This is a genomic window from Streptomyces sp. NPDC045701 (assembly GCF_056432045.1).
The window spans coordinates 68,502-94,739 of the sequence record NZ_JBWKJV010000023.1 but is presented as its reverse complement, the minus strand read 5'-3'; the positions used below and the strand labels follow the sequence as shown (position 1 = coordinate 94,739).

Annotated in this window: 20 protein-coding genes and 1 pseudogene; 9 read left to right on the top strand and 12 right to left on the bottom strand. The window is 71.5% G+C overall.

The annotated features are described in order from the left end of the window. The first annotated feature begins 18 nt into the window (after nucleotides 1-18). Complete coding sequence (locus AC07DW_RS22875) at nucleotides 19-378, top strand: ArsR/SmtB family transcription factor (RefSeq protein ID WP_478859526.1); 360 nt, start codon at nucleotides 19-21, stop codon at nucleotides 376-378. 27 nt (nucleotides 379-405) lie between these two features. Here the strand turns inward: AC07DW_RS22875 and arsB are convergent, their stop codons facing one another. Both arsB and AC07DW_RS22865 read right to left on the bottom strand, forming a co-directional pair. Continuing rightward, nucleotides 406-1,485, bottom strand: coding sequence for an ACR3 family arsenite efflux transporter (gene arsB / locus AC07DW_RS22870; protein WP_478859525.1), 1,080 nt, complete (start codon nucleotides 1,483-1,485; stop codon nucleotides 406-408). Continuing rightward, nucleotides 1,482-1,790: an ArsR/SmtB family transcription factor gene (locus AC07DW_RS22865; protein WP_478859524.1), complete on the bottom strand. Its 309-nt coding sequence runs from the start codon at nucleotides 1,788-1,790 to the stop codon at nucleotides 1,482-1,484. Before AC07DW_RS22865 ends, arsB begins: the two co-directional genes overlap by 4 nt. Before the next feature lie 130 nt (nucleotides 1,791-1,920). Here AC07DW_RS22865 and AC07DW_RS22860 point away from each other — a divergent pair, with 130 nt between their 5' ends. Next, nucleotides 1,921-2,334, top strand: coding sequence for an arsenate reductase ArsC (locus AC07DW_RS22860; RefSeq protein WP_478859523.1), 414 nt, complete (start codon nucleotides 1,921-1,923; stop codon nucleotides 2,332-2,334). 64 nt (nucleotides 2,335-2,398) lie between these two features. Here AC07DW_RS22860 and AC07DW_RS22855 read toward each other — a convergent pair whose 3' ends face one another. After that, entirely contained in the window at nucleotides 2,399-3,421 is a 1,023-nt protein-coding gene (locus tag AC07DW_RS22855; RefSeq protein ID WP_478859522.1) for an NAD(P)/FAD-dependent oxidoreductase, read from the bottom strand. A 125-nt stretch (nucleotides 3,422-3,546) separates the two neighbouring features. On the opposite strand from AC07DW_RS22855, the gene AC07DW_RS22850 reads away from it, so the two are divergent. Further along, the gene (locus AC07DW_RS22850; RefSeq protein ID WP_478859521.1) at nucleotides 3,547-4,116 is read left to right on the top strand and encodes a helix-turn-helix domain-containing protein; all 570 of its coding nucleotides are present in this window, start codon (nucleotides 3,547-3,549) and stop codon (nucleotides 4,114-4,116) included. A gap of 132 nt (nucleotides 4,117-4,248) precedes the next feature. Beyond that, nucleotides 4,249-5,148 carry a class I SAM-dependent methyltransferase gene (locus tag AC07DW_RS22845; protein WP_478859520.1) on the top strand — a complete coding sequence of 300 codons (900 nt, stop codon included), beginning with the start codon at nucleotides 4,249-4,251 and terminating at the stop codon, nucleotides 5,146-5,148. Between the two features lie 90 nt (nucleotides 5,149-5,238). Here AC07DW_RS22845 and AC07DW_RS22840 read toward each other — a convergent pair whose 3' ends face one another. Both AC07DW_RS22840 and AC07DW_RS22835 read right to left on the bottom strand, forming a co-directional pair. Then, nucleotides 5,239-6,633 (bottom strand): cellulase family glycosylhydrolase, encoded by a 1,395-nt coding sequence (locus tag AC07DW_RS22840; protein WP_478859519.1) that lies wholly within the window; start codon nucleotides 6,631-6,633, stop codon nucleotides 5,239-5,241. Between the two features lie 179 nt (nucleotides 6,634-6,812). Continuing rightward, complete coding sequence (locus AC07DW_RS22835) at nucleotides 6,813-7,679, bottom strand: AraC family transcriptional regulator (RefSeq protein ID WP_478859518.1); 867 nt, start codon at nucleotides 7,677-7,679, stop codon at nucleotides 6,813-6,815. Between the two features lie 638 nt (nucleotides 7,680-8,317). On the opposite strand from AC07DW_RS22835, the gene AC07DW_RS22830 reads away from it, so the two are divergent. From AC07DW_RS22830 to AC07DW_RS22820, 3 genes are all read left to right on the top strand, one after another. After that, nucleotides 8,318-8,677 (top strand): DUF6204 family protein, encoded by a 360-nt coding sequence (locus tag AC07DW_RS22830; RefSeq protein WP_478859517.1) that lies wholly within the window; start codon nucleotides 8,318-8,320, stop codon nucleotides 8,675-8,677. A gap of 117 nt (nucleotides 8,678-8,794) precedes the next feature. Continuing rightward, nucleotides 8,795-9,556: an SDR family NAD(P)-dependent oxidoreductase gene (locus tag AC07DW_RS22825; protein WP_478859516.1), complete on the top strand. Its 762-nt coding sequence runs from the start codon at nucleotides 8,795-8,797 to the stop codon at nucleotides 9,554-9,556. A 256-nt stretch (nucleotides 9,557-9,812) separates the two neighbouring features. Next, the gene (locus AC07DW_RS22820; protein ID WP_478859515.1) at nucleotides 9,813-11,003 is read left to right on the top strand and encodes a cytochrome P450; all 1,191 of its coding nucleotides are present in this window, start codon (nucleotides 9,813-9,815) and stop codon (nucleotides 11,001-11,003) included. A gap of 505 nt (nucleotides 11,004-11,508) precedes the next feature. Here the strand turns inward: AC07DW_RS22820 and AC07DW_RS22815 are convergent. The 7 genes and pseudogenes from AC07DW_RS22815 to AC07DW_RS22785 form a co-directional block, all read right to left on the bottom strand. Next, nucleotides 11,509-11,679 carry a hypothetical protein gene (locus tag AC07DW_RS22815; RefSeq protein ID WP_478859514.1) on the bottom strand — a complete coding sequence of 57 codons (171 nt, stop codon included), beginning with the start codon at nucleotides 11,677-11,679 and terminating at the stop codon, nucleotides 11,509-11,511. Between the two features lie 131 nt (nucleotides 11,680-11,810). Next, nucleotides 11,811-12,098, bottom strand: a complete 288-nt coding sequence (locus AC07DW_RS22810) for a DUF4235 domain-containing protein (protein ID WP_478859513.1) — start codon at nucleotides 12,096-12,098, stop codon at nucleotides 11,811-11,813. After that, nucleotides 12,095-12,550, bottom strand: coding sequence for a DUF3618 domain-containing protein (locus AC07DW_RS22805; protein ID WP_478859512.1), 456 nt, complete (start codon nucleotides 12,548-12,550; stop codon nucleotides 12,095-12,097). Before AC07DW_RS22805 ends, AC07DW_RS22810 begins: the two co-directional genes overlap by 4 nt. A 157-nt stretch (nucleotides 12,551-12,707) precedes the next feature. Then, a complete protein-coding gene (locus AC07DW_RS22800; RefSeq protein ID WP_478859511.1) occupies nucleotides 12,708-13,256 on the bottom strand; it encodes a phosphatase PAP2 family protein in 549 nt (182 codons plus the stop codon). A gap of 246 nt (nucleotides 13,257-13,502) precedes the next feature. Next, nucleotides 13,503-14,210: an alpha/beta hydrolase gene (locus AC07DW_RS22795; protein ID WP_478859510.1), complete on the bottom strand. Its 708-nt coding sequence runs from the start codon at nucleotides 14,208-14,210 to the stop codon at nucleotides 13,503-13,505. Between the two features lie 280 nt (nucleotides 14,211-14,490). Further along, a pseudogene (locus AC07DW_RS22790) lies at nucleotides 14,491-14,739 on the bottom strand (fasciclin domain-containing protein); the annotation flags it as partial. 474 nt (nucleotides 14,740-15,213) lie between these two features. Continuing rightward, nucleotides 15,214-15,525 (bottom strand): hypothetical protein, encoded by a 312-nt coding sequence (locus AC07DW_RS22785; protein ID WP_478859509.1) that lies wholly within the window; start codon nucleotides 15,523-15,525, stop codon nucleotides 15,214-15,216. 1,962 nt (nucleotides 15,526-17,487) lie between these two features. Between AC07DW_RS22785 and AC07DW_RS22780 the strand changes: the two genes are divergently transcribed. Next, a complete protein-coding gene (locus AC07DW_RS22780) occupies nucleotides 17,488-18,627 on the top strand; it encodes an SDR family oxidoreductase (RefSeq protein ID WP_478859508.1) in 1,140 nt (379 codons plus the stop codon). Nucleotides 18,628-18,732: 105 nt separating this feature from the next. Next, entirely contained in the window at nucleotides 18,733-26,145 is a 7,413-nt protein-coding gene (locus tag AC07DW_RS22775; RefSeq protein ID WP_478859507.1) for an SDR family NAD(P)-dependent oxidoreductase, read from the top strand. Nucleotides 26,146-26,238 lie beyond the last annotated feature (93 nt).

Below are 26,238 nucleotides of genomic sequence, written 5' to 3'. Positions count from 1 at the left end.
GTGTGCCAACATAGACGCATGTCGAATTTCAGCCCGCCGCCGGTCCTGGTCCCGGACGTCACCCCGTGCTGCCCACCGCTGACCGAACGCCCGTTGACGGCCGAGGAGGCCGTCCGCACGGCCGCCATGTTCAAGGCCCTGGGCGACCCGGTGCGGCTGCGGCTCTTCTCCGCGGTCGCCTCGCACGAGGGGGGTGAGGCGTGCGTGTGCGACATCTCCGACGTCGGGGTCTCGCAGCCGACCGTCAGCCATCACCTGAAGAAGCTCAAGGAGGCGGGGCTCCTCACCTCCGAGCGCCGCGGCACCTGGGTCTACTACCGCGTGGAGCCGTCCGTGCTCGCCGCGATGGGACACATCCTGGGGCGGTACGCCGCCTGAGCGAGGCGCTGGTACGGCCGGGGGGCTCTAGGCCACCCGGAACCTCTTGCGCCAGGCGAGCGAGACGTACACGAGGGCCACCAGCACCGGCACCTCGATCAGGGGGCCGACGACTCCGGAGAGGGCCTGCCCGGAGGTCACGCCGAAGGTTCCGATGGCGACGGCGATGGCCAGCTCGAAGTTGTTGCCGGCGGCGGTGAAGGCCAGGGTCGCGGTGCGGTCGTAGGCGAGGCCGATGAGCTTGCCCAGCAGGAAGGCGCCGAACCACATGACGCCGAAGTAGACCAGCAGGGGGATCGCGATGCGGGCGACGTCGAGCGGCCGCGAGGTGATGGTTCTCCCCTGAAGGGCGAACAGGATCACGATCGTGAAGAGCAGGCCGTGGAGCGCCCAGGGGCCGATCTTCGGCAGGAAGCGGCCCTCGTAGCCGGCGCGGCCGAGCCTCTTCTCGCCGATGCGGCGGGTCAGGAAGCCGGCGAGCAACGGGACGCCGAGGAAGACGACGACGTTGAGCGCGATCCGCCCCATCGGGATGTCGAGCGGCTCACCCGTGCCCAGGCCGAGCCATCCGGGCAGGAGGTCGAGGTAGAACCAGCCGAGCACGCCGAAGGCGAGGACCTGGAAGACCGAGTTGAGCGCGACGAGGACCGCGGCGGCCTCCCGGTCGCCGCACGCCAGGTCGTTCCAGATGATGACCATGGCGATGCAGCGGGCCAGGCCGACGATGATCAGGCCGGTGCGGTACTCGGGCAGGTCGGGCAGGAAGATCCACGCCAGCGCGAACATCACCGCCGGGCCGAGGACCCAGTTGATGACCAGGGACGAGACCATCAGCTTCTTGTCACCGCTGACGGCGTCGAGCCGGTCGTACCGGACCTTGGCGAGGACCGGGTACATCATGACCAGCAGGCCGACCGCGATCGGCAGCGAGATGCCGCCGATCTCGACCTTCGCCAGGGCGCCACCGAGACCGGGGACCAGCCGCCCGAGCCCGAGCCCGAGGGCCATGGCGAGCAGGATCCACGCGGCGAGGAAGCGGTCGAGCGTCGAGAGCCTCGCGACGACCGACGGGTCCTCGGCGGTCACGGGCGTTCCGGTACGGGTCACGGGCAGGCCCTCTTGTTGTCAGCGGCGCCGCGGGCGGACTCGGCCAGCTCGGCGAACCGGCCGGCGAGCCGGGCGATGACGTCGGGCCGCAGCCTGTAGTAGGTGAACCGGCCGCACGGCTCGGTCTCCACCACCCCCGCCTCGCGCAGCACCTTCAGATGGTTGGACAGGTTCGTCTGACGCGCGCCGGTCTCCTCCACCAGGTGGGTGGTGCAGAGCGTCTCCCTGGCGAGCAGGGTGACGATCCGGAGCCTGAGGGGGTCGGCGAGGACCCGGATCAGTTCGGTGTCGACCGACGTCATCATGGACTGATACTTTCACATCAGCCGCAGCTGACACCACCGGGTGCTGATATCAGTCCGCCCTGATGCACCGCGCGCGCTCCATCCTCGCTTCAACCCGCCGCGACCAGCCGTGAGACCAGGAGAGACCTCGATGCCCCGGAAGCCCTCCGTCCTGTTCGTCTGCGTCCACAACGCCGGCCGCTCGCAGATGGCCGCCGCGTGGCTGACCCACCTGGCCGGGGACCGCGTCGAGGTGCGCTCCGCCGGCTCCGCCCCGGCCGACCGGGTCAACCCGGCCGCGGTCGAGGCGATGCGCGAGGTGGGCATCGACATCTCCGCCGAGCTGCCCAAGGTGCTGACGGTCGACGCGGTCAGGGCGTCGGACGTGTGCGTCACCATGGGTTGCGGCGACACCTGTCCGGTCTTCCCCGGCAAGCGCTACCTGGACTGGCGGCTGGAGGACCCGGCCGGTCAGGGCGTCGAGGCCGTACGGCCGATCCGGGACGACATCAGGAGGCTCGTCGAGAGCCTGATCGAGGAGATCGCCCCGGAGACGCCGGCCTGAGCGGCACCCCGCCGAAGAGGGCGGGCCTGAGCGGCACCCCCGTGGGGCGGGCCCGGCGCGGGTCTCAGACGGGGGCGTCGGCGCGCCGCGCGGCGGCGAGGGCCGCCTCGGTGTCGGCGGCGGCCAGGTCGGCGTTCACGCGGGCGCCCGCCAGGGCGCCGGCCGCGGCGGAGGCGCCGACCTGGGCGGTCGGGTCGGTGGCGTTGCCGGCCACCCACACCCCCGGCACCCCGGTCGAACCCGCCGCCCCGGAGGCGATGCGGCACCCCAGCCCGCCGGGCAGCTCCTCCACGGTGAGCCCCAGCCCGCCCAGGCCCTCGGTGCGGGCCCGCAGGGTGGTCGCGACCGCGAGGACCCTGCGCTCCACGAGGCGCCCGTCACCGAGGCGTACGCCCGCGACGGCGCCGTTCCCGCCGGTCACCACCTCCGCCACCGGGGTGTCGACGACCCGGACGCCCCGGGCGGCGAACCGTTCGCGGGCGCCCGCGTCGAGTGCCGTACCGCGGGTGAAGTAGACGAGGTCGTCGGTCAACTGGCGGAAGAGCAGGGCGTGGTGGAGCGAGGCGGGTCCCACGGCCAGGATTCCGACGGGCTCGTCGCGTACCTCCCATCCGTGGCAGTAGGGGCAGTGCACCACCCCGCGCCCCCAGTGCTCGGCGAGCCCGGGCACCTCGGGCAGGACATCGCGCAGCCCGGTGGCGACGAGCAGGCGACGCGCTCCGAGGGTGCTGCCGTCGGCGAGGGTGACCCGGAAACGCGGATCACCCTCGGCGGAAGGGTCCGCCGGGGCGGCGGAGATCACTTTCCCGGTCACGGCCAGGCCGCCGTACCGGCGTACCTCTTCGCGGCCCTTGCGCAGCAGTTCGGCCGGCGGGGTGCCGTCCAGGCCGAGCAGACCGCGCACGCCTTCGGCCGGGGCGTTGCGCGGGGTACCGCTGTCGATCACGACGACGGAACGGCGGGAGCGGGCGAGCATCAGCGCGCCGCTCAAGCCCGCGGCGCCGCCGCCGATCACGACGGCGTCGACGGTGCCGTCCGGCAGTTCGTCGGTCGCATACGCGGCTGTGGTCGCGGTGGTCACAGACATGGCGTCGCATCCTTTCCTCACGCGGGTCCCGCGGGTCCACGCGGATTCGCACGGCCCCCCGGCGATTCCGGGGGCGTACCGCCGACGATAGGCGCGCCTTGCTCTACGGGCATACGATGTTGCCCATGACGCAAGACGATGACGATCTGGACAGCCTGGTACGCAAGCGGATCCGGGCCCTGCGCGTGGCGCAGGGCTGGTCGCTCGAGGAGCTGGCCACCCGGGCCCGGGTCAGCCAGTCCACGCTCAGCCGCATCGAGAACGGCCGGCGCCGGCTGGCCCTGGACCAGCTCGTGACCCTCGCCCGGGCCCTGGACACCTCCCTGGACCAGCTCGTGGAGACGGCGGCCGACGACGTCCTCATCAGCCCGATGATCGACGCGGCGCACGGCCTCATGCGCTGGCCGGTCAGGGCGGATCCGGGCCTGAGTGTCGTACGTCAGCGGATGACGGACCCGCCGCCCGACAACCCCGCCCGGATGCGCGCCCATCCGGGCCGCGAGTGGCTGGTCGTCCTGTCCGGCACCGCGGTCCTGCTCCTGGGCAACCGGCGCATCCGGGTGGAGACGAACCAGGCGGCGGAGTTCCCCACGATGCTGCCGCACGCCATCGGGGCCGAGGGCGGGCCCTGCGAGGTGCTCGGCATCTTCGACCGCGACGCCCGCCGGGGCCACCAGCGCGGCGACGACGACTGAGCCGGGACCGGGCCCGGGGCGCCGCGCTCCTCCCGGCTGCCGCTTGCGCCTCCGGCAGCAGAACCGGCCGTCGTCTTGCGCATCCCGGGAACCGTGACGCCGCTGCGGCCCGGCGCTCCTAGCGTGGCCGTCATGACCCACACTCCCCCGCGCCCGGCCGCCACTGCCCACACCGCCCCGCGCCCGGCACCCGGTGGCGCGCACGCGGCCACCCGGCACGTACACGACTCCGGCGACCAGGCCGAGCTCCTCGACCTCGAAGCGGAGGTGACCGCCGAGCACCTCGCGTCCGTCATCGCGTGGCTGCCGGTCGGCAAGGGCCCCCGCCACATCACCGACCTGGGGTGCGGGACCGGGGCCGGCACGTTCGCGCTGCTGTCGCGCTTCCCCGGCGCGGAGGTGACCGCCGTGGACGCGTCGGCCGGCCATCTGGACCGCCTGCGGGAGCGGGCCGAGGCCCTCGGGCTCGCCGACCGGGTGCGCACCGTGCGGGCCGACCTCGACGCCGACTGGCCCGAGCTCGGCCGGCCCGAACTGGTGTGGGCGTCGGCATCGCTGCACCACATGGCCGACCCCGGCCGCGTACTGCGCGAGGTCCGCGAACTGATCGCGCCCGGCGGCCTGTTCGCCGTCGTCGAGCCGGCCGGCTTCCCGCGCTTCCTGCCCGACGACGCCCCGGAAGGGCGACCCGGTCTCGAAGAGCGCTGCCACACCGCCCTCGCCCGGCACCACACCGAGCACGTGCCGCACCGCGGCGCCGACTGGGGCCCCGAACTGACCGCCGCGGGGTTCACCGTCGAGGGCGAGCGCGTGATCACCGTGGACGTCGGCGGCTCCGACAGCGCGGCGGTCGGCCCGTACGCGCTCAGCGGTCTGCGGCGCCTGCGCGACGCCGCCGCCCACGCCCTCACCGCCGAGGACCTCGCCGCACTCGACCAGTTGCTCGACCCCGAGAACCCGCGCGGCGTCCTGCGCCGCGGCGACCTCGCGGTCCGCACCGAACGCACCGTGTGGGCGGCCCGCCGCCCGTGAGTCGCACGTCGCCCCGCGCCGCCCCCGCCCGGTGACGGCCGGGGGACGGCCCGGGGGGCGGGGCTCCGGCCCGCCGGAGCCCCGTCCGGGTCAGCCGGTGGGGAAGGCGTCGGGGGTGCTGATCCGGCTCTTGAGCAGCGCCCCGGACTCGGTCAGCACGCCACTGCTGCTGTAGTCGCCGCCGTCGCACGTACCGGGCCTGAAGGCCGCGCTGCTCTCATTGGCGTCGGAGTAGGTCCAGTTCGCGTAACCGATCTTCAGCTGATCGAGCAGGTCCAGCCACGCCGTGGTGCTCGCCCGGTCCATCGCGCCACCGCCGGTGGCGCTCACCGTGCCGAACTCGGTGACGAAGAGCGGGAGTCGCGTCGCCGCGCGGCTCAGGGTGGCGCGGTAGGTGTCCTTGTGGCTCGCGGCGTAGAAGTGGAACGCGTACATGATGTTGGTGGCGTTGACCGGGTTGTTGACGACCTCGCTCTCGTTGGAGCCGTCCGAGACACCGAGCGAGGACCAGCCACGGGTGCCGACGATGATCACAGCGTCCGGGTCGGCGGCGCGGATCACCGGGATGACCTGCTCGGCGTAGTTCTTGATGGCCGTCCAGCTCACGCCGTTGGGCTCGTTGGCGATCTCGTAGATCACGTTCTTCTTGCCGGCGTTGCGGGCGGCGACGGACGCGAAGAACGTCTTGGCGCGGTCGAGGTTGTGGTTCGGGTCGCCCGGCGTCAGGGTGTGGAAGTCGATCATGGCGTACATGCCCCGCGCCTCCGCCAGGTCGACGAGGCCGTTCACACGGCTGGTGAAGCCCGCCGGGTCGGTCTCGTACCCGCCCTCCTGCACGTACATGGCGATGCGCAGCAGGTCCGACTTCCAGTCCTTCGCCAGCGCGTCCGCGGACGCGGTGTTGTAGCACTTGCCGAACCACTGGATGCCGTGGGTGCTCATGCCCCGAAGCTGGATGGGCCGGTTGTACTGGTTGCACAGATGGACGCCGCACACGTGGAGCTGTCCGTTGATACCGACGGGGGTGCCGCCGCCCGGTACCGGCGGCGGGGGCTCCTCGTCGACGGAGCCGGTGCAGGCGACGCCGTTGAGTGTGAAAGCCGTGGGCTTCGGATTGGCGCCCGCGAAGGAGCCCACGAAGCCCAGGTCGGTCGCCGCGCCGGTGACCAGCGTGCGGTTCCAGTCGACGTTGGTGGCGGTGGCCGTGGAACCGGACTGCGACCAGGTGGCGTTCCAGCCCTGGACGATCTTCTGCCCGGCGTCCGGCAGGGCGAACGCGAGCGTCCACCCGGTGACCGGAGCGCCCAGGTTGGTGATCTTCACCGCGGCCTGGTAGCCGCCCTGCCACTGACTGGTGACGGTGTAGTCGACCTTGCAGCCGGCGGCGGCCACCGCCCGGGAACCGGCCACGGCCTGCGGACCGGCCACCGCGGTGAGGCCCAGGGCCGTCGCGCAGGTCGCCAGTAGGGCCAGGATGCGTTTCACAGCGTTCCTCCTCGTGCGAGCGGACACAGCGAGATGGGAGCGCTCCCAAGACCCATCGGCCCGAGACCGTACACCGGTACGAGGGGGCGCGTACAGCCATACGACCGACGAAGTGTGCGGCGGTGCGGTCGACCGGGCGCGCCGCTCGTGCGCCGCGTCCGGTCGACCGGTCGTGCCGCTCAGCCGCCCTCGCGCTCCACCGGGAGCCACAGCTCGGCCTCGCCCTCGGCCCGGTCCGCCGACAGGCGGGTACGCAGGATTTCCGGGCCGGGGCGGCTGCGGTACGGGTTGGAGGGGAACCACTCCACGAAGACGTCGCGCCACAGCTCCTGGATCGCCTCCGGCACCGGTCCGGAGGCGGTGAAGACCGCCCACGTACCGGCCGGCACGGACAGGGCCGTGGCGCCCTCCGGGGTGGGCGCGGACGTGATCACCCCGTGGTAGTAGTCGAGTTCGGTGCCCTCGGCGCGGCTCGGGTCCAGGTCGTCGCAGACCGCGACGATGCCGTGGGGCTCCTCGTCCGACAACTTCTCCAGGCGCTCCAGGACCGGCGGTTCGATCCCCCGGACGAAATCGATGATCGCCTGGTTGGGCCCCGTGTGCACCAAGGGCACCCTGGCCTTGTACCCGACCACGGTGAAGGCCGGACGGTCACTTGTGCGGTAGCGCATACTCCTGCTCCCTTCGACGGTGAGGCGGAAGGCCAACCGGGGCTGGGAGACGAGCACCGCGCCGGTACGCCGGGCCTCGCCCGGGCCGACACCGTGCATGGCGCGGAACGCCCGTGCGAACGCCTCGCCCGAGCCGTAGCCGTAACGCACCGCGATGTCCAGCAGTGACTCGTGGCCCGCGAGCACCTCGGCACCCGCGACGGTGAGCCGCCGGCGCCGGACGTACTCCGACAGCGGCATGCCCGCGAGCGCCGAGAACATCCGGCGCAGGTGGTAGTCCGACGTGGCCGCGATGCGCGCGAGCACGGCCACGTCGACCGTTCGGTCGAGGTTGCTCTCGATGTGCTCCATGGCCCGGTTCAGCCGCTCCAGCATCCTGGTTCCCTTCCTCTTCGCGGTCACCACGCTAGGCAGCGCACCACCACCGGGACCCGACATCTCGTGCCCGTTCCTGTCGGGTGCGCGCACGCGGCTGCCCCGTCCTGGTGGTTCCGGGCGGACTGGGCGAACGGTGATCTCGTACCGGAAGAACGCCGGTTCGAGGCCGGACCCCTCCGCCGCGTGCGCCGTGGGTACGGGCGCGGCGGAGTCCTGGCCCCGGCGCCGCCGCAGCGGGCCGGCGGGCAGTGCGGCAGCGTCACCGTGGTCGCGCCCTCGGCACACGGGCGTCCGGCTCCGCACCGGCCGGGTACCAGTGCTCGCCCCCGCAGGGCCGGGCCCGGGCCCCGGAGGGTGACTCCTCGCCGGCCGCCACGGTGATGCGGCGCTCCGCCGTGCCGTACTCGGTGGGGCCGATGGAGCCGATGAGGGTGACCGCGACGGCCGTGGTGGCCAGGCCGGTGCGGGCGACGGCACCGAGCGGCCGGCAGCCCTTCGGAACGCGGTGTCACATGCGGGATCATGTCGGCCGGTTGTCCAGCACCTCGGCCGTCGTACGGGCGGTGCGCGGGCCGGGGCCGGCGGGCGCCGAAAAACACGTGGATCCGCCCCGGTCCGGCGGCTAGCGTCACGAGATGAGCACTCGTACGTTCCGTATCACCGTCCGTGGAGTCTTCGACGGCCTCAGCGACGACCAGCGGGCCGAACTCCACGCCCGGTCCGCCGAACACGACATGCTGTGCGCGGAGTTCACGCCCGAAGGGCATCTCACCTACGACATCGCCGCCCGCCCCGCCTTCACCTTCCGCTTCCTGGACGGCGGGGAGGAGGAAGCGGACCTCCTGGAGGCGACGGAGCGGGCGGAAGGAGCCGCGAGGGCCTGGCTCACGCAACGCGGCTACGGCTACAAGAGCCTCCGGTCCACCGCCGAGGACCTCTCCCAGGCAGCACTGGGCAAGCGCCGGCGGCGGGCGGCGGCGCGGAATCCCGTCTGAGGGACCCCCTTGAGGTTCGACCCCGGACCGAACCTTTCGTCCGGTCCGTACGGGTAGGGTGCCGGCGCGGCACGACAGGCGTACGCGCGATGGCACCCTTGGACGGACGGAGCACTCATGACCGGCGAGCCGAACGGGCGCGGCGTGATCGTCACCGGGGCGGGTTCGGGCATCGGGCGCGCCACCGCCCTGGCCTTCGCGGCGCGGGGCGACCAGGTCGTCGTGGCGGACCTGAACGAGGTGGCGGCCGACGCGGTCGTCGCGGAGGTGCGGCGAGCGGGCGGCACCGCGACGGCCGTCACGGGGGACGTGAGCGAACAGGCCGTCGTGGACCGGGTGACGGAGACGGCGGTGGAGCGCTTCGGCGGTGTGGACGTCCTGGTGAACAACGCCGGGATCATGGACAGCATGTCGGCGTTGGGGGACGTGGACGACACGGAGTGGGAGCGCGTCATCCGGGTCAACCTGACCGCGCCCTTCCGGCTCACCCGTGCCGTGCTGCCGCACATGCTGGCCGCCGGGCACGGCGTCGTCGTCAACGTCGCGTCCGAGGCCGGCCTGCGCGGCAGCGCGGCGGGGGCCGCGTACACGGCCTCCAAGCACGGCCTGGTGGGTCTGACGAGGTCGCTGGCGGTGACGTACCGCAGGAACGGCATCCGCGCCAACGCCGTGTGTCCGGGCGCCACCGCCACGGGCATCGCGGTGCACGCCGACGGGACCGCGCACGGCCCCTCGGCGCTCGCCCCGCACTTCGTCAACCTCGGCCGGGTGTCACGGCCGGAGGAGCAGGCGGCGGTCGTCCTGTTCCTCGCCTCGGAGGCCGCGAGCGGCATCAACGGTGCGATCGTCCCCGTGGACGACGGCTGGTCCGCCGTCTGACACGGCGTCCGGCACGTCGTCGGGGCGCCGCGCACGGTGCCGCCGGCGCCGGTCGCACGCACCGGTGAGCGTCCCGGCGGCCGTTGCCTTCACCTTCCTCCATTGCAACGCTCCGTTGCTTTCACTCATGACACCATTGCATCAACCTATCGCTGCTGACTTGGGAATACGCGATTTCCATGATTGACCGTTTCCTGAACGCAACGTAGCTTTCCAGTTGCGTCAAACACGTGGCGCAAGGAGCCGAGGAATGGTCATGACCGCACCCGTCCACACCGTCGCGACCCCGCCGTCGGAGCGACGGCCCGGTTGCCCCTTCGCCCCGCCGGCCGAGCTGATCGACGCCCGCCGGCACGGCCCCGTCAGCCGCTACACCCACCCCGGCGGGAGACCCGGCTGGCTGATCACCGGATACGACCTGGTCCGGTCCGTCCTGGCGGACCCGCGGTTCAGCTCGCGCAAGGAACTTCTGAACGTCGTCGACTTCGAGCTCCCGCCGGCGCCGCCCGGCGAGTTCCTCCTGATGGACGAACCGCGGCACGGCCGCTACCGGAAGCCCCTGGTGGGCAGGTTCACCGCACGGCGGATGCGCCTGCTCGCCGAGCGCGTCGAGCAGATCACCGCCGACCGCCTCGACGCCATGGAGAGGACCGGGCCGCCGACGGACCTGGTGACCGCGTTCGCCAAGCCCATTCCCACCGTCGTCATCTGCGAGCTGCTGGGGGTGCCGTACGAGGACCGCGACTCCTTCCAGGAGCAGATCGACACGTTCATGAACGGCGAGACGAACGACGAGGACCTGCTGGCGGCCTACACCGCGACCCAGGAGTACCTCGCGGAGCTGGTGGCCACCAAGCGCGCGAACCCCACCGACGACGTACTGAGCGAACTCACCACCGGCGACCTGACCGACGAGGAACTGATGGGGATCGGCCTGATCCTCCTGGCCGCCGGGGTCGACACCACCGCGAACATGCTGGCGCTGGGCACCTTCGCGCTGCTGCGGCACCCGGACCAACTGGACGCGCTCCGCGCCGATCCCGCCCTCACCGACCGGGCCGTGGAGGAGTTGCTGCGGTATCTGAGCGTCGCCAAGAGCTTCATGAGGACGGCGCTGGTGGACGTCGAGCTGGGCGGCCACACCATCGAGGCCGGGACGACGGTCGTGCTGTCGTACCACACCGCCAACCGCGACCCCGAGCGCTTCACCGACCCCCACGCGCTCGACCTGCGCCGGCAGGACGGCGGGCACCTGGCCTTCGGCCACGGCATCCACCTGTGCCTGGGTCAGCAACTGGCCCGCGTCGAGATGCGGGTCGCGTTCTCCGCCCTGCTCCGGCGGTTCCCCACTCTGCGCCTGGCCGTTCCGGCCGAGGACGTCGCCGTGCGCCCGGAGACCGCGGACGTCCACGGCGTGAAGAGCCTTCCGGTCACCTGGGACGCCTGACGAACCGGGCAGGGGCGGTTTGGTGGCCGGGCAGGCGGCGCGGCGTGACCCCGGACGCCCCCGGTTCCCGTGGCGACAGTGGCCGATTCCCCATGAGCCCGACCCGAGCGGCGGGCGCCCGGGACCGGCTGCGCCGTGCTCAGCGCTTGTCCGCGCGCACTCGATTCGGGCGGACGCGTGCCGGGCCCGGCCCCGTGCGGGGCACGCGAACCTTCTCCAGCACAGGTTCGACTGCGGCGAGTCCTCGCACTGCCCGCCGTGATCACGACCGCCATCGGCTCCTGGCCCTGCTCGGCGGCCAGGTGCAGCTTGGTGGTGAACCCACCACGCGAGCGTCCCGGCCGGTGATCACGGGGCTCGGCGAAGACAACGCCCGGCGGAGTCCCGGCGGCACGGCCGGACGTCAGTGTCCGGCCGTGCCGACCCACCGCAACCGCACAGCGGGAACGGCCGGGGTGGATGGAAGTCGGAGAGCGTGCGTGCCGGGCGGTCGGCCCGGCTCGCCTCACCGGTTCCGGTGTCGCCGCTCCTGGATCTTCTTCACCTGCTCCTCGACGAGCTTGGTGCGGCCCTGGGCCATGTGCCGTGTCTTACCGCTCTGCTCGGTCTGGCCCTTCTGCTGCCGCAACTTCTCAGCCATGTCCTTGGCCCGCTGCCTCATTCCTTCCATGCCCATGACGGCACCTCCTGGCAGTCGCTTCGTGCCCAGTCACCAGACTGGCACTCGGACACGGACCCCGCATCCGGCAGGGCCCGCGCCCTTGCGGCCCCTCCCCCGGAAGCACCGCCCCTCCCCTGTCGGCCCTGTCAGCCCTGTCCGGCGGCCGGTTCGTCCTCGGACCCGACGTACAGCGGCTGAAGCTGCTTCCAGCACCGGTCGAGATGTGCGCGGGTCTCGCGCAGAGCTCGGTCGACGGTGGGGTCGAGCATGGACGCGTGGAGCCGTGCCAGCCGGTCCTCCGCCCCGTCGAGCGGCACATCGTGGTCGTGCCCGAGCATCTTCCACGTCTGCTTCAACGCCGCCCCGGCGATCATGCCGCCGGCGGCCCCGAGGGCCAGGCCGACGGGTGTGTGGGCGACCTTGGACACTCTCACCGGCGCGCCCTGTTCCGGCGCTTCCTGACCAGCACCAGCAGCACGAGGGCGGCCACCGCCGTCAAGGGCCCGCGACGCCGGCGCGTGGACCGCGTGACCTCACTCGCCTTCTCGCTGACCGCCGCCGGGGTCTTCTCCTGGAGCGTGCTCACCACCGTGGCCGCGGCCTGCGTGATCTGTTCCCTGGCCTGGGCGGCCGTCACGGCGACCGGGTCGGGGAGCTTGTCCTGTGCCACCTTCGCGGCCTGGGCCGCCTTCTCCTTGACCTGCGCTGCCTTCTGCCGCACCTGCGCCTTCACCTCGGTGGTCCGGTGCTGGACCTGCGCCGTGACGTCCGCCTTGCCGGCCAGGGCCTCCACCGTCTGTCCGAGCCGCTCGCGCGTCGCCTCGGTCCTCTCGCGCAGTTCCTCGGGCGTGGGGGTCTCGTCTGGGGAGTGCGGCTTGTCGCTCATCGGTGCGCTTTCTCCTTGATTTCGGCCACGTCGACCGTGACACTGTCGATCGCCCGCCTGCACGCGGGCGGGTTCCTCCGGGTTGTCCTGAGCGCGTCACCACAGCGCGTACCCCCGGGGCACCGGGCCATCCCCGATCCCCGCCGGAGGAGGCGGTTCACAGCAGGCGTCGCAGCCACAGCCGGGGAGCACGGTGGATCAGGCGGGCGGCGACCGCTCCGATGGCGGCGCCGACCGCCACGTCGCTGGGATAGTGGGCCCCCGAGTGCACCCGCTCGACCGCGACCGCCGCCGCCGGGACGGCACAGACGGCGCCCCACCCGAGGTGGGTGCCCGCTACGGCGGCGGTGAAGCCGACGGCGGCAGCGGTGTGGCCGGAGGGGAAGGAAGAACTGTCCGGCCGGTCGTGGACATCCTCGTGAGGGATCAGCTCCTTGGGCGGTCTGCGCCGCTCGTACAGCTGCTTGCACACCGCGTTGGAGACCAGTTCCGCCAGGCCCATGGCGGCCAGCCCCGCGACCGCCGCTTTCCGTTCCCGGTAGCCGCCGGTGGCGCACATGACCGCTGCGGCGGCCCACCAGAGCTTGGTGCGTTCGGCCGCCGCCTCCACCGCGGGCAGCGCCTGCCGCGCGAGGGGCGAGGTCCAGTGCGCCACGCTCCGGGTGATGCGACGGTCGCCTTCTTCGAGGTCAGCCAAGCCGGTCATACGCGGCAGGTTCCCGCTCCGGCGCCTGTCATGCGGGTGATCCGTCCGGGGCCGGCGGCTTGGGCGGGCGGCCTCCGCCAGGGCCGCCGGCAGGCACCCGAACACGGTGTGGTCGATCGCGAAGTGGCCCTCAGGAACTGCCATTGACATTCCGCCACGAAGCCGCCGGCGGTTGTGGCGGATCCTGCCAGGCCGGTGAGCGGCGTTTCCCGGCGGGGCTGCCCGCCGCTGCGTGGGAGGGCCCACTCATGGCCTGACAGCCTCAAGGGCCTGCCGTGCGGGAATCGGTATGTACGCGCCGGTCGGCGGCCCCTCGAAGAACGCGGCCGGAAACGGAGTGCGACCGACGACAGCCGCTGTCATGTGGGCTGCGAGCCGGTGCCAGGTGCCGGCATACCGCAGCATGCGGTGGCCGCCCCGGGGCATGGCGATACCGACGGCCCGCGTCCCGTCGGTGCGGGCCCTGCGGACGAAGTCCCAGGACGCACGCGCCGATGTGACGCGGTCCTCTTCGTCGTGCAGAACGACGATGGTGCGACCAGCGAGGTGGGTGACGGGTTCACCCGGGGGGCACCAAGGGGCAAGAGCCACGACGCCGGTCACCTGAGGTTCGTCGGCGGCCCGCAGTGCCGCCCTCCCGCCCATGGAGTGGCCGACCAGGACCACGGGCAGAGGACCGGCCAGGGAGCGCAGCTCACGCAGGGCGTGGCGCGCGTCCTGGGCGGCGTCGCCGCGTGGGCCGTTCCAACCGCGGTGGCGGTAGCGCACTTCGGCCACCAGCAGCGGGTACGGGCGGGACGCGCGGAGGATCGCAGCGGCGAAGGGCCTCATGCGCAGCGCCGGCAGATCGAGCCGGGGCGGTGGTGCCAGTGCGTCGGCGCGCCCGCCGGGCAGCAGCAGAACGGCGGCCTGCGGTGCGCCGGGAAGGTGACGCAGGGCCAGGTGGGTGGTCATGCCGTCGGCCGGGGGTGTTCCGGTACCGGGCGGTGGTTCGGGCGTCAACGGGCACCTCGTGGGGGCATGGGGAGGAAACCGCTCGGGCGGGCGGCGTAGGGCGGCGGATCCCTGGCGCTGGACCATGTGCGGGCCTCCAGCCGTCGTCCACCGCTGCCCCGGGTCGGGAAGACGGCAGGGCCGGTGGCCCGGGTGGTTCTGGGCCCTTCCGGTACGGCTCGGTGAGGACGGCGTCGATGATGTGGACGGTCGCGTGGGCGGCGGAGACGTTGCCGCGTACGACGGTGGCGTTGCTGTTGACCTCGCAGGACTCGCCCGAGCCGGACGGGGCCGGTGTCCCCTTCTGCGGGGTCTCGAAGGTGCCGTTCTCCAACTGCTCGGGGGTGGGCTTCTGACTTGCGACGTGGTGGGTGAGGATTTCGTCAGAGTGTCCTTGTCGTTCAGGACCTTGTCCAGGTCCGCCTTGGGAATCTTCAGCGAAGGCGTCGTTGGCCGGCGCGAAGACGGTGAAGTCCTGGGCGTTGTTCAGGGTGTCGACCAGACCGGCCTTTCTTCACGGCCAAGGGACTGAGCCGCTCCGGGTACGACGGCTCCTTGGCCCCGCCGTTCGTCGGTGCGCCGGCTGCCGCAGCGGGCGTACACCGGACGGCGGTCGGCCCGCGGCGCCGGGCCGACCGGGCGGAGGCGGCGGGGCACAGACACGACTCGGTGGACTCGCACCACGTCGATGCCGAGGCAAGGGCTGAGAGGCCGCGTGAACAACACGGCTCCGGCCGCCGACACCCCGCGGACGGACGGCCACCACCACCCCGCCAAGCGCCCGAGCGGCACGCGCCGCGACCGACGCGACGGTGACGTGTGGCGGACGGAAGGCGGCGCGGCGGCGGTCGGACCGGCGCGGCGGACCGGGCAGCGGCACAGCGACGGCCCCGGCGTCGGACAACGGGATCAGCGCGGCGGCGCGGTGGTGGCGACGCCGTCCGGGGTGCCTGCCGAGCGATGGCTAGGTGTCGATGCCGGTCACCGCTGTCGGGCCGAGCGGCGCCTGGCCGTCGGCGATGCCCGCTCCGCGCAGGGCGGTGGCGGCCGCCTGCTTGGCGCGCTGTTCCGCGCTGCGGCGGTCGTCGGCCTCCACCTTGAGGCGGAGGCTGAAGGTTCCGTCGTCGTTGACCGTGAGGATGTCCAGGTCCTCGCTCTGGCCCAGCGTCGTGTGCTGCGGGTCGGCCGGACGTAGCTGCTGCACGAGAGCGGTTCGTTCCGCTTCGGTCACTTCGTGGAGGAACGTGCCCGGAATCGTGATGACGAAGGTGGTCATGCGGCTCCCTTTCCCGTGCCAGGCTTTCCGGCGCTCCCGCGGCGCAGCACGCGCCTGCCGCGTGCCGAGCGGGAGCGAAAACTCTTGAACGCGATGCGCCGCCCTTCCGCGGCGGTGACCGGGCGTCCTTCCGCTGCGACCGAAGCCGGTTCCGCGGCCCCCAGGGCCAACATCTTTTCCCGCTGGGCCTCGCTGACCTCAGGACTTTTCAGCGTGGCCGGCATCCGGAGCCACAGCCCCGTGACCGAATGCCCCACCACACCACCCGCCAGACGAGAACTCATCCCCACATCCTGCCTCGCCCCAACCGAAAATACCGGCTGAATGCCGCTTTCCTCACCCCATGCGTGCCACCCGGTAAAGTGCGGGAACGGGCAAGGCCTCACCGACCGCAGGTCCGAGATCCACGCGGGCTTCGATCCGCCCGCCGAAGGGCTCGCACCGCACGTCGGCGCCCACGCACATCACGGTGACGGTCCCCAGGCGCGAGCTTGGAGGACGGGTGCAGGCGGCGGCACCGGCCCGGCGGCGGGCGAACGGGTGGCGCTGGACGGGCGGCGCGGCAGGCAGCGACGGTCCGTGCACTGGCCGGGCGGGTGGAGGCGCGGGCAGGCGGCCGGCAGCTCCGCGGCGGGCCGCTGCCCCTTCGGGGCCGTGCTGCTGCCGTCCCCGAGGCGGGTGCGGGGTGGCCGGAGCGGGAGATAGCCTGACGGTGGACCCAGTCTGCAGTGGGATGTGAGACAGGTGGGCGATATGAACGGCACTCACGCCGAGCTGGTGCGCTGCGTACGGCACGTATTGCTGCGGGCGGGTTTCGGTCTGGCGGACGGAGCGGATGAGGAAACGCCCGGTATGCGAGTGGTCCAGGTTCCGGCTGGAGCCAGGGTGTCCTGGACCCCGCTGGGTGGGTCCGCCGAGCTGGCCGGACCCCCCGACAGCGCGGGTCTGAGCAGAGGGTCGGCTGTGTTCACCGCGGTGAGGGCCGTTCTGACCGGGCACGGCTTCACCGTCTTGGCGACCAGCGGGACGCTCGACATCATCGTCCTCCCCTCTCCCCAGACGGATCAGTAACGCGGCATGCCTTGCCGCTGGGCAAGTCCCATGCCGTCCGGGGGGTGCGAGGACCGGACTTGGACGACGACCGGCGGACGGCAACGAGAGACAGCGGCATCCACGCGCCGAGTGGTGGCTCTCGGAACGGGCCGCCGAGGCGCCGCTGCGCGCCCGCGTCCCGGGCACCCTGGCCCTGAGCGGCACGAGATCGAACGGGTCGCCCACGGACGCCTCTGTGTCGGCGCCCGGTTCCGGTCCGCCTCGTGCGTTCCTCACCGACCTGACGCCGGGTGAGGTGCGGCTGTTCGGCGAGGTCAGCCTCGGCCGGTTGACGAACGCCGCGGGCCCTCTGCGGTGACGGTCCTCCGGGCCGGTTGCCTGGTACGTGTTGGAGGGAGTGCAGCCACCCCGTACGACCCGAAACGGGCGGTCGTCCCGTCCGTACTCCTTCGCTTCGAACTGGTGCCGGGGCGTACCCAGCGCAGGCCCCACAGGCGGCGGCGTAACCGCGGCGTCCAGGTGCGCGGCCGAAGCATCGGCGACCTGCTGAGGGTTGTGCCGCGACCCTGGCCAGGCTCCTCAACGCTTCGAACGAGCGCCATACGCCGGACCCGCAGCAGAGTGCGGGTGACCCCTCGCTGCTGTACGGCAGTCAGTCCATGGGGGCCCATTCCACTTGTCGCCGAAAGAGCGAACCAATTCACCCGGACCATAATCGGATGCACGGTCAGGAATTGGTGGTGGTCAGAGGCGCACATCGCGGGGAAGCGCTCACTGAACCGAATGACGCCGGCGCTGACTCAGCCGGATTGGACATAGCCCCAACCCCACCACCCGCTGATCCTATAATGTTTTTAACTGATCCTTCTTCGTTTTGATCTCTTAGATTCATTCGTCCATGCTGAGGCGGTGACCGTTCTGATCACGGGTGCCACCGGATTCGTGGGCTCCCGCATCGCCCATGCTCTTCTGACAACGCGAGCCCAGCGTGTGATCGCGCTCGGCCGCGGTGATCTTCCCGATCTGCGACGTCGTGTCGTGACTGCCATCAGTCTGCACGGCGATACGGAAGCTGATGCCCTGCGCCGCCTGCACTGCGTCAGGGGTGATGTAACAGCGCCGTGGCTCGGGTTGTCGCCCGGCATGCACGCACGGTTGGCCGATCAGGTCGATGCCGTCTGGCACTGTGCCGGAGACATCGCGCTCGCCGGGGAGCGGAACCGGCTCTTCCGCGTCAATGCCCACGGCACGGCCCAAGTGCTCGCCTTCGCCGATCAGACTCGGCCCGAATGCCGTCTGGTACATATGAGCACGATGGCGGTTGCCGGAAACCGGCCTGCCGGATCGGTGGCCGAGGACGATCTCACGGACGCATACGGCTTCGTGACGCACTACGACGCCTCCAAGTACGAGGCGGAGCAGTTGGTCCGGGGCTGGGCCGCCCGTCGTGGCCGCCCGGCGGTGGTGCTACGACCCGGCATCATCGCCAGCGACCGCCCGCTGCCGGAAACAGCAGCTGATCATCCGCTGGCAATGCTGGGGCGGATGATCGAGACAGTGGCGATCGGCGGCGCACCCGGCATTCCGTCCGCTGCCGAACGCCCTTCGGGGACGGGGGTGCGGTTGCGGCTGAAGGCCTCGGCTTCGGCCACGTTCAACATCGTGCCGAGCGACTATGCGACGGAGGCGATGGTCCGCATCGGGTACGACACACCACATGACCGAGCGGGGGTGCACACCTATCACGTCGTGCATCCCAACCCCACACGACTCGGAAGCCTGCTGCGCGCTTTCGAACAGCGCTACCGGGGGTTGCGGCTGGAATGCTCGCAGAACCTCAACGACGCGACACCGGCCGAACAGTTCATCGCCACGCACCTGACCGGCTTCCTCAACTACTGCCGGCTCCAGCACGAGTTCGACCGCACCCACACCCTGGCCGCGACCGCGGGGCTGTCTGAACCTGCGGCCCTCGATGAACGGTATCTCCAGCGAGCGTTGGGCTTCACTTTCGTGGGCGCCGACGGCTCGGCCGCAAGCGACTCCTGACCGGGACCCCCGCTCCCTGTCCGGTAGCTCCCTCTCACGCGCATACGCGCGCCGTCGGTTCATCTCCTCTCCCCTTCCTGCTTGGAGCACCCGTTGCCTCTTCCTGTGCAGCTTCTGCCTGATGACGCCATCGCCGTGGTGGGCTCCGCCTGTCGCCTCCCGGGCGATATCCAGCACCTGGACGACCTGTGGGCTGTTCTGGCGGCCGGAGCCGACTTGGTGACCGAAGTACCGCCCGATCGATTCCCCGTCGCGGAGTTCGTCGACGCCACCAGGCGCCCGGGCCGGTCATACACCGCGGCAGGCGGTTTCCTCAGGGACATCTCCGGCTTCGACACCTCGTTCTTCACCGGCATCTCACCGAGGGAGGCGGCCCAGATGGACCCGCAGCAGCGGCTGCTGCTGGAGATGGCGGTGGAGGTACTGGATGACGCCGGCACCGACGCGGCGACGCTGAACGGATCCGACACAGCGGTGTTCATCGGCTGTTCGAGTCGGGACTACGGCGAACTCCAGTCGCTCTCACCGGAGTCGGGGAACGCCTACACCATGTCCGGAATGGCCGGAGCGATCGTCGCCAACCGGCTGTCGCACCACTTCGACTGGCACGGACAAAGCCTCGCCGTCGACACCGCGTGCTCCTCGGCACTGACCGCCGTGCACCAGGCGTGCGAGCACTTGCGTGGCGGGCATGCGCGTCTTGCGGTGGCGGGCGGGGTCAACGTCCTTCTCAATCCCCACGTCTTCTCCGGATTCTGCAACGCCTCCATGCTGTCGCCGACGGGGCGGTGCCGGCCGTTCTCCGCGCACGCTGATGGCTTCACCCGTGCGGAAGGCGGCGGGCTGGTGATGCTCAAGAGGCTGTCCGACGCCCGGGCCGACGGGGACCGCGTCCACGGTGTGATCGTATCCAGCGGCACCAACAACGACGGCCGGACCCCCGGCCTGGCACTGCCGAGCAGCACTGCGCAGGAGGCGCTGCTGCGCCAGGTGTACGAGCGGGCCGGACTGGTGCCCGACGACGTTGCCTACCTGGAGGCACACGGCACCGGCACCCCGGCCGGAGATCCGTTGGAGGTGGAGGCGATCGGCCGGGCCTTGGGTGTCGGCCGCAGCCGGGGGCCTCTGCCGATCGGATCGGTGAAGAGCAACCTCGGCCACATGGAGGCAGCCGCCGGAATGGCGGGCCTGTTCAAAGCACTGCTGGTCCTCAAGCACCGGCAGATCCCAGGCACGTTGTATGCCGAGCAGCTCAACCCCGCGATCGCGTTCGACGAGCTGAACGTACGCCCGGTCACGCGGCTGGAACCACTCGATGCGCCCGGCGTGGCCTTGGCGGGAGTGAACTCGTTCGGATTCGGCGGTGCCAACGCCCACCTGATCCTGGCCGCCCATCACCCCGCGCCCGCGGCGACAGCCGAGGCCGTGCCGAGCCGGGCACGGAGCGCCGCACTGCCGGTGGTGGTGTCCGCCCGGACTCCGGCAGCACTGGCACAGGCGTGCCAGCAGCTGGCGGAGCACTTGCAGTTCACCGACGACGACCTCTACGACATCGCCTACACCGCTACCCAGCGCCGCACCCGTCACGAGAACACCGCCTGCGTCTGGGCCGAGGACACGTCGCAGGCCGCCGAGGATCTGCTGCGGGTGGCCGGCGGCGAGCTGCCAGAAGCAGCCGCAACCACCGTCCGGGCGGCCCCGGGACGGATCGCCTTCGTCTTCGACGGCAACGGGTCACAGTGGGCCGGCATGGGAACCGACCTGCTGACCGAGCCGGTCTTCGCGGCCGCCATCGACGAGGTCGACGCGTGCCTGCGCCCCCACCTGAGCTGGTCGGTGCGTGAGGTGCTTTCCGCAGGCTCACCGGGACTGGAGCGCACCGAAGTGGCCCAGCCCCTTCTGTTCGCCCTGCAGGTCGGTGTCGTGCGGCTTCTGGAAGCCTGCGGCATCGAGCCCGACGCAGTCGTCGGCCACAGTGTCGGTGAGATCGCCGCCGCGTACGTCGCCGGCTGCCTCGATCTGGAGGAGGCGTGCCGTGTCGTCGCGGTGCGCAGCCAGGCACAGGCGGTCACGGCCGGCAGCGGCCGTATGGCCGCGGTGGGTCTGGGTCGTGAGGAGGCCGGCAAGGAGGTGGCGTCCTTCCACGGCCGTTTGGAAGTAGCAGGTGTCAACAGCCCCGGTGACGTCACCATCGCCGGTGACGCGGTCGCGCTCGAAGAACTGGGCGGGGACTTGAAGGCCCGGGGGGTGTTCTTCCGTGAGCTCGACCTCGATTACGCCTTCCACTCACGGCACATGGACCCGGTGCACGAGGAGGTCGTGGGGCCGCTGCGCGCACTACGGCCCCGCCGGGGCCGCTGTTTGTTCGCCTCCACCGTGACGGGCGCGCTCCTGTCGGGGCAACGGCTGGATGCAGACTACTGGTGGCGGAACGTACGCCGACCCGTCCTGTTCGCCGACGCCGTACGGGCCCTCGCCGACGAGGGGTGCACGCACTTCGTCGAAGTCGGCCCGCACCCGATCCTCGCCACCTACCTGAAGCGGCTGCTGCCCGTACAGACGGGTGCTCACGCGACGCTGCGCCGCGACGCCCGGGGCCCAGCGGCGGTTCGCCGCGCCACCGCCGCGGTCATCGCCGCCGGAGCCCGCGCCGGCGCGCGGTGCTTCCCCCGCCCCGGCAGCGTGGTGTCCCTGCCCGCATATCCCTGGCAGCGTGAGCGGCACTGGACGGGAACGCCCGACTGGTGGGTCACCATCCCGCAGGACAAGGCGCTCGTGCATCCGCTGCTGGGGCGACGGGCGGCTGTGGCCGAGCCCACCTGGCACCAGCAGCTCACCCCCGGCCGGATTCCCTGGCTGGCCGACCACCGGGTCGGCACGGACATCGTCATGCCGGCCACCGCCTACCTGGAAGCCGTCCTGGCAGCGGGGCGCGCCGGACTGGGCGCAGACTGTGAGGTCACCGACCTCGATGTGCTCAGGCCACTGACCCTCCCGCGCGCCGATGACCCGACGTCCGTATCGGTCCAGACCTCGCTGTCCGTCGAGGACGGTATCGTCCTCGTCGCCTCCCGCAGTGACGCCGCCGCGCAGTGGACACCGCACGCTCGCGGCCGGGTTCGCCGCCTCACGGCCCCTGCCCCGGCACCGCTGAGCGGCCCCGGTGCGGGCACGGAGGTGGAGGCCACCGTGCACTACGAGCACGCTGCCCGTGCGGGTCTGTCCTACGGACCGGCGTTCCAGGTGTTGACCGGTCTGAAGGTGTCCGACACGGCGGTCACCGCCACCTACCGACTGCCCCCACCGGCCACTCCTGGGCATGCCGAGTTCGAAGCACACCCGGTGGTCTGCGACGGCGCCCTGCAGGCAGCCGCCCCGCTCCTCGCCCGGGCAGCCGACGGCCGCGTGTTCCTGCCCACCGCGATCGAGTCCGCCCGCGTATGGCGGCGGCCGGCGGCCAGCGGGATGATTCACGTGAGTCTGCGCCACCTCACGGGTTCGGACGCGGTCATCGACGTCGCCGTGACCGGGGACGACGGCACCGTTGCCGTGCATCTGTCCGGCTGCCGCCTGCACGCCGTCACCCCACGGGAGCAACTGCGAGAGCTGACCACCGTACTGCGGTACGCACCGCGTCCCGGCCGGCCGACGGCAACGACCCCCGCACCACTGCCCGACCCCGCGCATACGGTGGCCGCCACCGCCAAGGCCCGGGCCGCCTTCGAGCTGGAGCTGGCGGACGACTACCCCCACTTCGCTCCCCTGGTGAAGACCGCGGCCGGGCACTACGCAGCCGCGAGCTTCGCCGCTCTCCTGGGCACCCCGGACAGCTTTCGGCTGAGCGACCTGCTGGAGGCGGGCCTGCGACCGCAGTACGTGTCTTATGCGCGACTGCTGGCCGGACTCGCGACCCGGGCCGGCCTGCTGCGCCGCCTGCCCGCCGCACCGACCGGCGAGGAATACTGGCAGTTCACCGGCGCAGAAGCCGCCCCCGAAGCGCGCTTGCGGCAGTGTGCGGAGCTGTTCCCCCAGTGGATCACCGCCATCGCCCTGTACGCCCGCTGCGGCACGCACCTGACGGACATCCTCACCGGCCGCACCGACGCCCGCCAGATGTTGTTCAGCGAGGCCGACCGCCACCTGGTGGAATCGTTCTACGCCGACACCCCGCAAATGCGAGCTCACAGCCACTACGCCCGCCTCGCGCTGGAGGAGGCGTTGCGCGAGTGGCCGGCCGACCGGCCGCTGCGCGTCCTCGAAGTCGGTGGTGGCACCGGTGGCCTCACCACGGCGCTGCTTCCCGTACTGCCGCCCCACCTGACCCGCTACACCTTCTCCGACATCACACCGGCCTTCTTCCCCCGCGCACAAGCCCGGTTCGCCGACTACGACTTCCTCGACTACCGCACCCTCGACCTCAACCGAGACCCGGTCGAGCAGGGCCTCCACCTCAACTCCTTCGACGTGATCGTCGCCGCCAACGTGCTACACGCCACGACCGACCTGCGCGCCACCTGCACGCGCCTGGCGCAACTGCTCGTTGAGAGCGGGCAGTTGCTGGCAGTGGAGAGCCACGACGAGGAGATCCTCGGTCCCTGTTTCGGGCTGCTGCCGGATTACTGGTCCTTCAACGACAACGAGCTCCGCTCCAGCCCTCTGCTCCCGCGCGCCGCGTGGCAGCCTCTGCTGTCCGAATGCGGCTTCGACGCCGTCGTCGACACCGGCAGCGACAGCCCCGAGACCTCGGAGGACTACTGTCTGCTGGTTGCTCGCCGCGCCACGTCACCGCAGGCTCCGTCACACAGCGCACCACCGGCCACAGGGGAGTCCTTCCGTACCGACGCCCCCTGGGTGATCATCACTGACTCCGCCGGCCGGTGCCTGAGCACCGAGTTGGCCGCTGCCCTTGAGGCAGCCGGGGCACACGTCAGCACCACCTCCTTGCCCAGCACCGTGGACGCCTGGGACCAGTCACCCACCGACCTGGCATCGCGGCACATCGTGATGCTGTTCGGCGCCGACCAGGACCGGCCCGATGCCGATGTCATCACCAGAGCCGCAGGTGCCTTGAGAGGTGCGGCAGCCACAGGCACCGCGGCCGGCGGGACCGACCCCCAACTGTGGGTGATCACCCCGCCGACCGGCCTCCACCCGGCCCCCGCTGATACCTCTGGCAGCCCGTGGGCTGCGGCACTGTGGGGAATCAGCCGGGTCGTGGCCAACGAGCATCCCACGCTGACCGTACGCCGAATCAGCCTCGCCCCCTCCAGCGATCACGCGGCCGATGCCGCCCGGCTCCTCACCGAACTCCTCGACCCCGGCGAGGAGGACGAGATCGTGTGGGAAGCCGACGGGCGCTTCACCCCCCGCCTGCGCGCCCTTCCCTCCGTCACCCGGCATGCCGGTCGGCACGACACCTACCGACTGCGGCTGAGTCGGCCGGAACGAGGCCGTCGGCCGGTCTGGGCACCTTTCGATCCGGGAAGCCCCGGCCCCGGCGAACTCGTCGTCAGCGTCAGGGCCGCCGCCCTCAACTACCGTGACGTGATGCTCGCCGAAGGGGTGCTTCCACCCGGAGCCGAACCGGCCACCCCCACCGGTCCGCTCCTCGGCCTGGAGTGCGCCGGTGTCGTCACCGCTACCGGACCAGACGTCACCGGCTGGTCGGTAGGGGACCGGGTGTTCGCCTTCGCACACGGCACCTTCGCCTCGCAGGTGCGCGTACGCATCGAGCAGGTCGGCCGTATCCCGGACCACATGACCTTCGAGCAGGCGGCGACCCTGCCCGCTGTCTGCCTCACCGTCCAGCACAGTCTGGAAACGCTAGCCGGCCTTCGGGCCGGGGACACCCTGCTGGTACACGGTGGCGCCGGCGGAATCGGTCTGGCGGCCCTGGCCCATGCCCGTCACGTCGGCGCCCGGGTGATCGCCACCGCCGGCACCCCGGCCAAACGGGACCTGTTGTGCGCCCTGGGCGCCGACGCCGTCTTCAACTCCCGCGACCTCTCCTTCGCGCACCCGGTCCGTGAGGCAACCGACGGCCGAGGCGTCGACGTCGTCCTGAACTCTCTGGCCGGCGAGGCCATCGCCCGCAGCCTCGAGTGCCTGAAGCCCGGCGGCCGGTTCGTCGAGCTGGGCAAGCGTGACATCTACGCCAACACCCCGTTGTTGTTGCGACCCTTCCGGGACAACCTGGCCTACTTCGCAGTCGATGTGACCCGTCTGATCGCCGACGCTCCCGAGCAGGTCGCAGCCGCGTTCCGTACGGTCACGGACCGCGTCGCCGACGGCACCTACCGGCCACTGCCCCATCAGGTCCACCCGGCGCCGCGCATCGGCGACGCCTTCAGCGCGCTACGCCACTCCCGTCACCTGGGCAAGGTCGTCATCACCTTCACCGACAGCCTGCCCGTCTCCATCACGGAGCCTCTCCCAGCACCCCGCCTCGACTCCGACGCCACCTATCTGGTGACCGGTGGGCTGAGCGGCCTGGGAGCGGCAACCGCCCGTCACCTCGCCCGCCGCGGCGCCTGCCACCTGGCCCTCGTCTCCCGGCGCGGCATCGAAGCCCCGGAGGCCGCAGCGCTGCTCGCCGACCTCGAAGACGCTCATGTGACCGCCCATGTGTTCGCCGCCGACATCACCGACCCCGAGGCCGTACAGGCGATCTTCACCGAAGCGGAACAGTGCGGCCGCCCGGTACGCGGAATCGTGCACGCCGCCATGCGCCTCGACGACGCGCCCATGGACGATCTCACCAGAGAGCGGTTCGCCGACGTCCTGGCGCCCAAGGTACGCGGCGCGGAAATCCTTCACGAGCTCACCCTGGGCAAGAGTCTGGACTTCTTCGTCGTCTACTCCTCCGTCGCCGCTCTGATCGGCAACCAGCACCAGGCTCCCTACGCGGCCGCCAACCTGTACATGGAAGCGCTCATGCGAAGGCGCCGGGACCACGGCAGGCCGGGTCTCGCACTGGCCTGGGGCGGCATCTCCGAAACGGGCTATGTGGCCCGGACCCGGATGGCCGACACCATCATGCGCTCCGGCATCGGACTGATCACACCCGCCACCGCCCTGGCAGCCCTCGACCGGCACATGACCCGCCCCGATGGTCAAGCAGCCATCGGCGTCATGGACTGGGACAGACTCACCCACCTGCTGCCCGCACTGTCCGTCCCCCGATTCAGCGCCCAGCTCTCCCACGGCAGCAGCCGGGTTCAGCGCACACAAGCCCATGACCTGCGCCGGCGACTGAAGAATGCCGAAAGCGAGCAGGTGCGTCTCGACCTGATCACCGGGACGATCGTCGACGCGACAGCGCACATCCTGCAGACCACACCGGACCGGGTGGACCCGGCTGCGAATCTCGCCGATCTCGGGCTGGACTCACTGATGGGCGCAGAACTGTCAGTTGCCCTTCAGCAGACCTTCAGCTGCGAACTGTCCATGATGGAGCTCATGGCCGCCGCGACCATCGACGGTATCGCTCACCGCATCCATCGCGTGCTCCACGGTTGACGGAGCAGCGGGCACAGGTGAAGGACCCCGGCCTGCGTCGGCCGTCCTTCCCTGTGCCCGCTCGCTCAGCCGCGAGCCTGCCGTGATTTCGTT

What these genes read in the sequence shown, in the direction of transcription:
- AC07DW_RS22830 (WP_478859517.1), top strand. Translation starts at nt 8,318, where the DNA reads ATGAGCACTCGTACGTTCCGTATCACCGTCCGTGGAGTCTTCGACGGC.
- AC07DW_RS22825 (WP_478859516.1), top strand. Translation starts at nt 8,795, where the DNA reads ATGACCGGCGAGCCGAACGGGCGCGGCGTGATCGTCACCGGGGCGGGT.
- AC07DW_RS22815 (WP_478859514.1), bottom strand. Translation starts at nt 11,679, where the DNA reads ATGGGCATGGAAGGAATGAGGCAGCGGGCCAAGGACATGGCTGAGAAG.
- AC07DW_RS22850 (WP_478859521.1), top strand. Translation starts at nt 3,547, where the DNA reads ATGACGCAAGACGATGACGATCTGGACAGCCTGGTACGCAAGCGGATC.
- AC07DW_RS22855 (WP_478859522.1), bottom strand. Translation starts at nt 3,421, where the DNA reads ATGTCTGTGACCACCGCGACCACAGCCGCGTATGCGACCGACGAACTG.
- AC07DW_RS22805 (WP_478859512.1), bottom strand. Translation starts at nt 12,550, where the DNA reads ATGAGCGACAAGCCGCACTCCCCAGACGAGACCCCCACGCCCGAGGAA.
- AC07DW_RS22875 (WP_478859526.1), top strand. Translation starts at nt 19, where the DNA reads ATGTCGAATTTCAGCCCGCCGCCGGTCCTGGTCCCGGACGTCACCCCG.
- AC07DW_RS22785 (WP_478859509.1), bottom strand. Translation starts at nt 15,525, where the DNA reads ATGACCACCTTCGTCATCACGATTCCGGGCACGTTCCTCCACGAAGTG.
- AC07DW_RS22860 (WP_478859523.1), top strand. Translation starts at nt 1,921, where the DNA reads ATGCCCCGGAAGCCCTCCGTCCTGTTCGTCTGCGTCCACAACGCCGGC.
- AC07DW_RS22800 (WP_478859511.1), bottom strand. Translation starts at nt 13,256, where the DNA reads ATGACCGGCTTGGCTGACCTCGAAGAAGGCGACCGTCGCATCACCCGG.
- AC07DW_RS22845 (WP_478859520.1), top strand. Translation starts at nt 4,249, where the DNA reads ATGACCCACACTCCCCCGCGCCCGGCCGCCACTGCCCACACCGCCCCG.
- AC07DW_RS22835 (WP_478859518.1), bottom strand. Translation starts at nt 7,679, where the DNA reads ATGCTGGAGCGGCTGAACCGGGCCATGGAGCACATCGAGAGCAACCTC.
- AC07DW_RS22820 (WP_478859515.1), top strand. Translation starts at nt 9,813, where the DNA reads ATGACCGCACCCGTCCACACCGTCGCGACCCCGCCGTCGGAGCGACGG.
- AC07DW_RS22795 (WP_478859510.1), bottom strand. Translation starts at nt 14,210, where the DNA reads ATGACCACCCACCTGGCCCTGCGTCACCTTCCCGGCGCACCGCAGGCC.
- AC07DW_RS22865 (WP_478859524.1), bottom strand. Translation starts at nt 1,790, where the DNA reads ATGATGACGTCGGTCGACACCGAACTGATCCGGGTCCTCGCCGACCCC.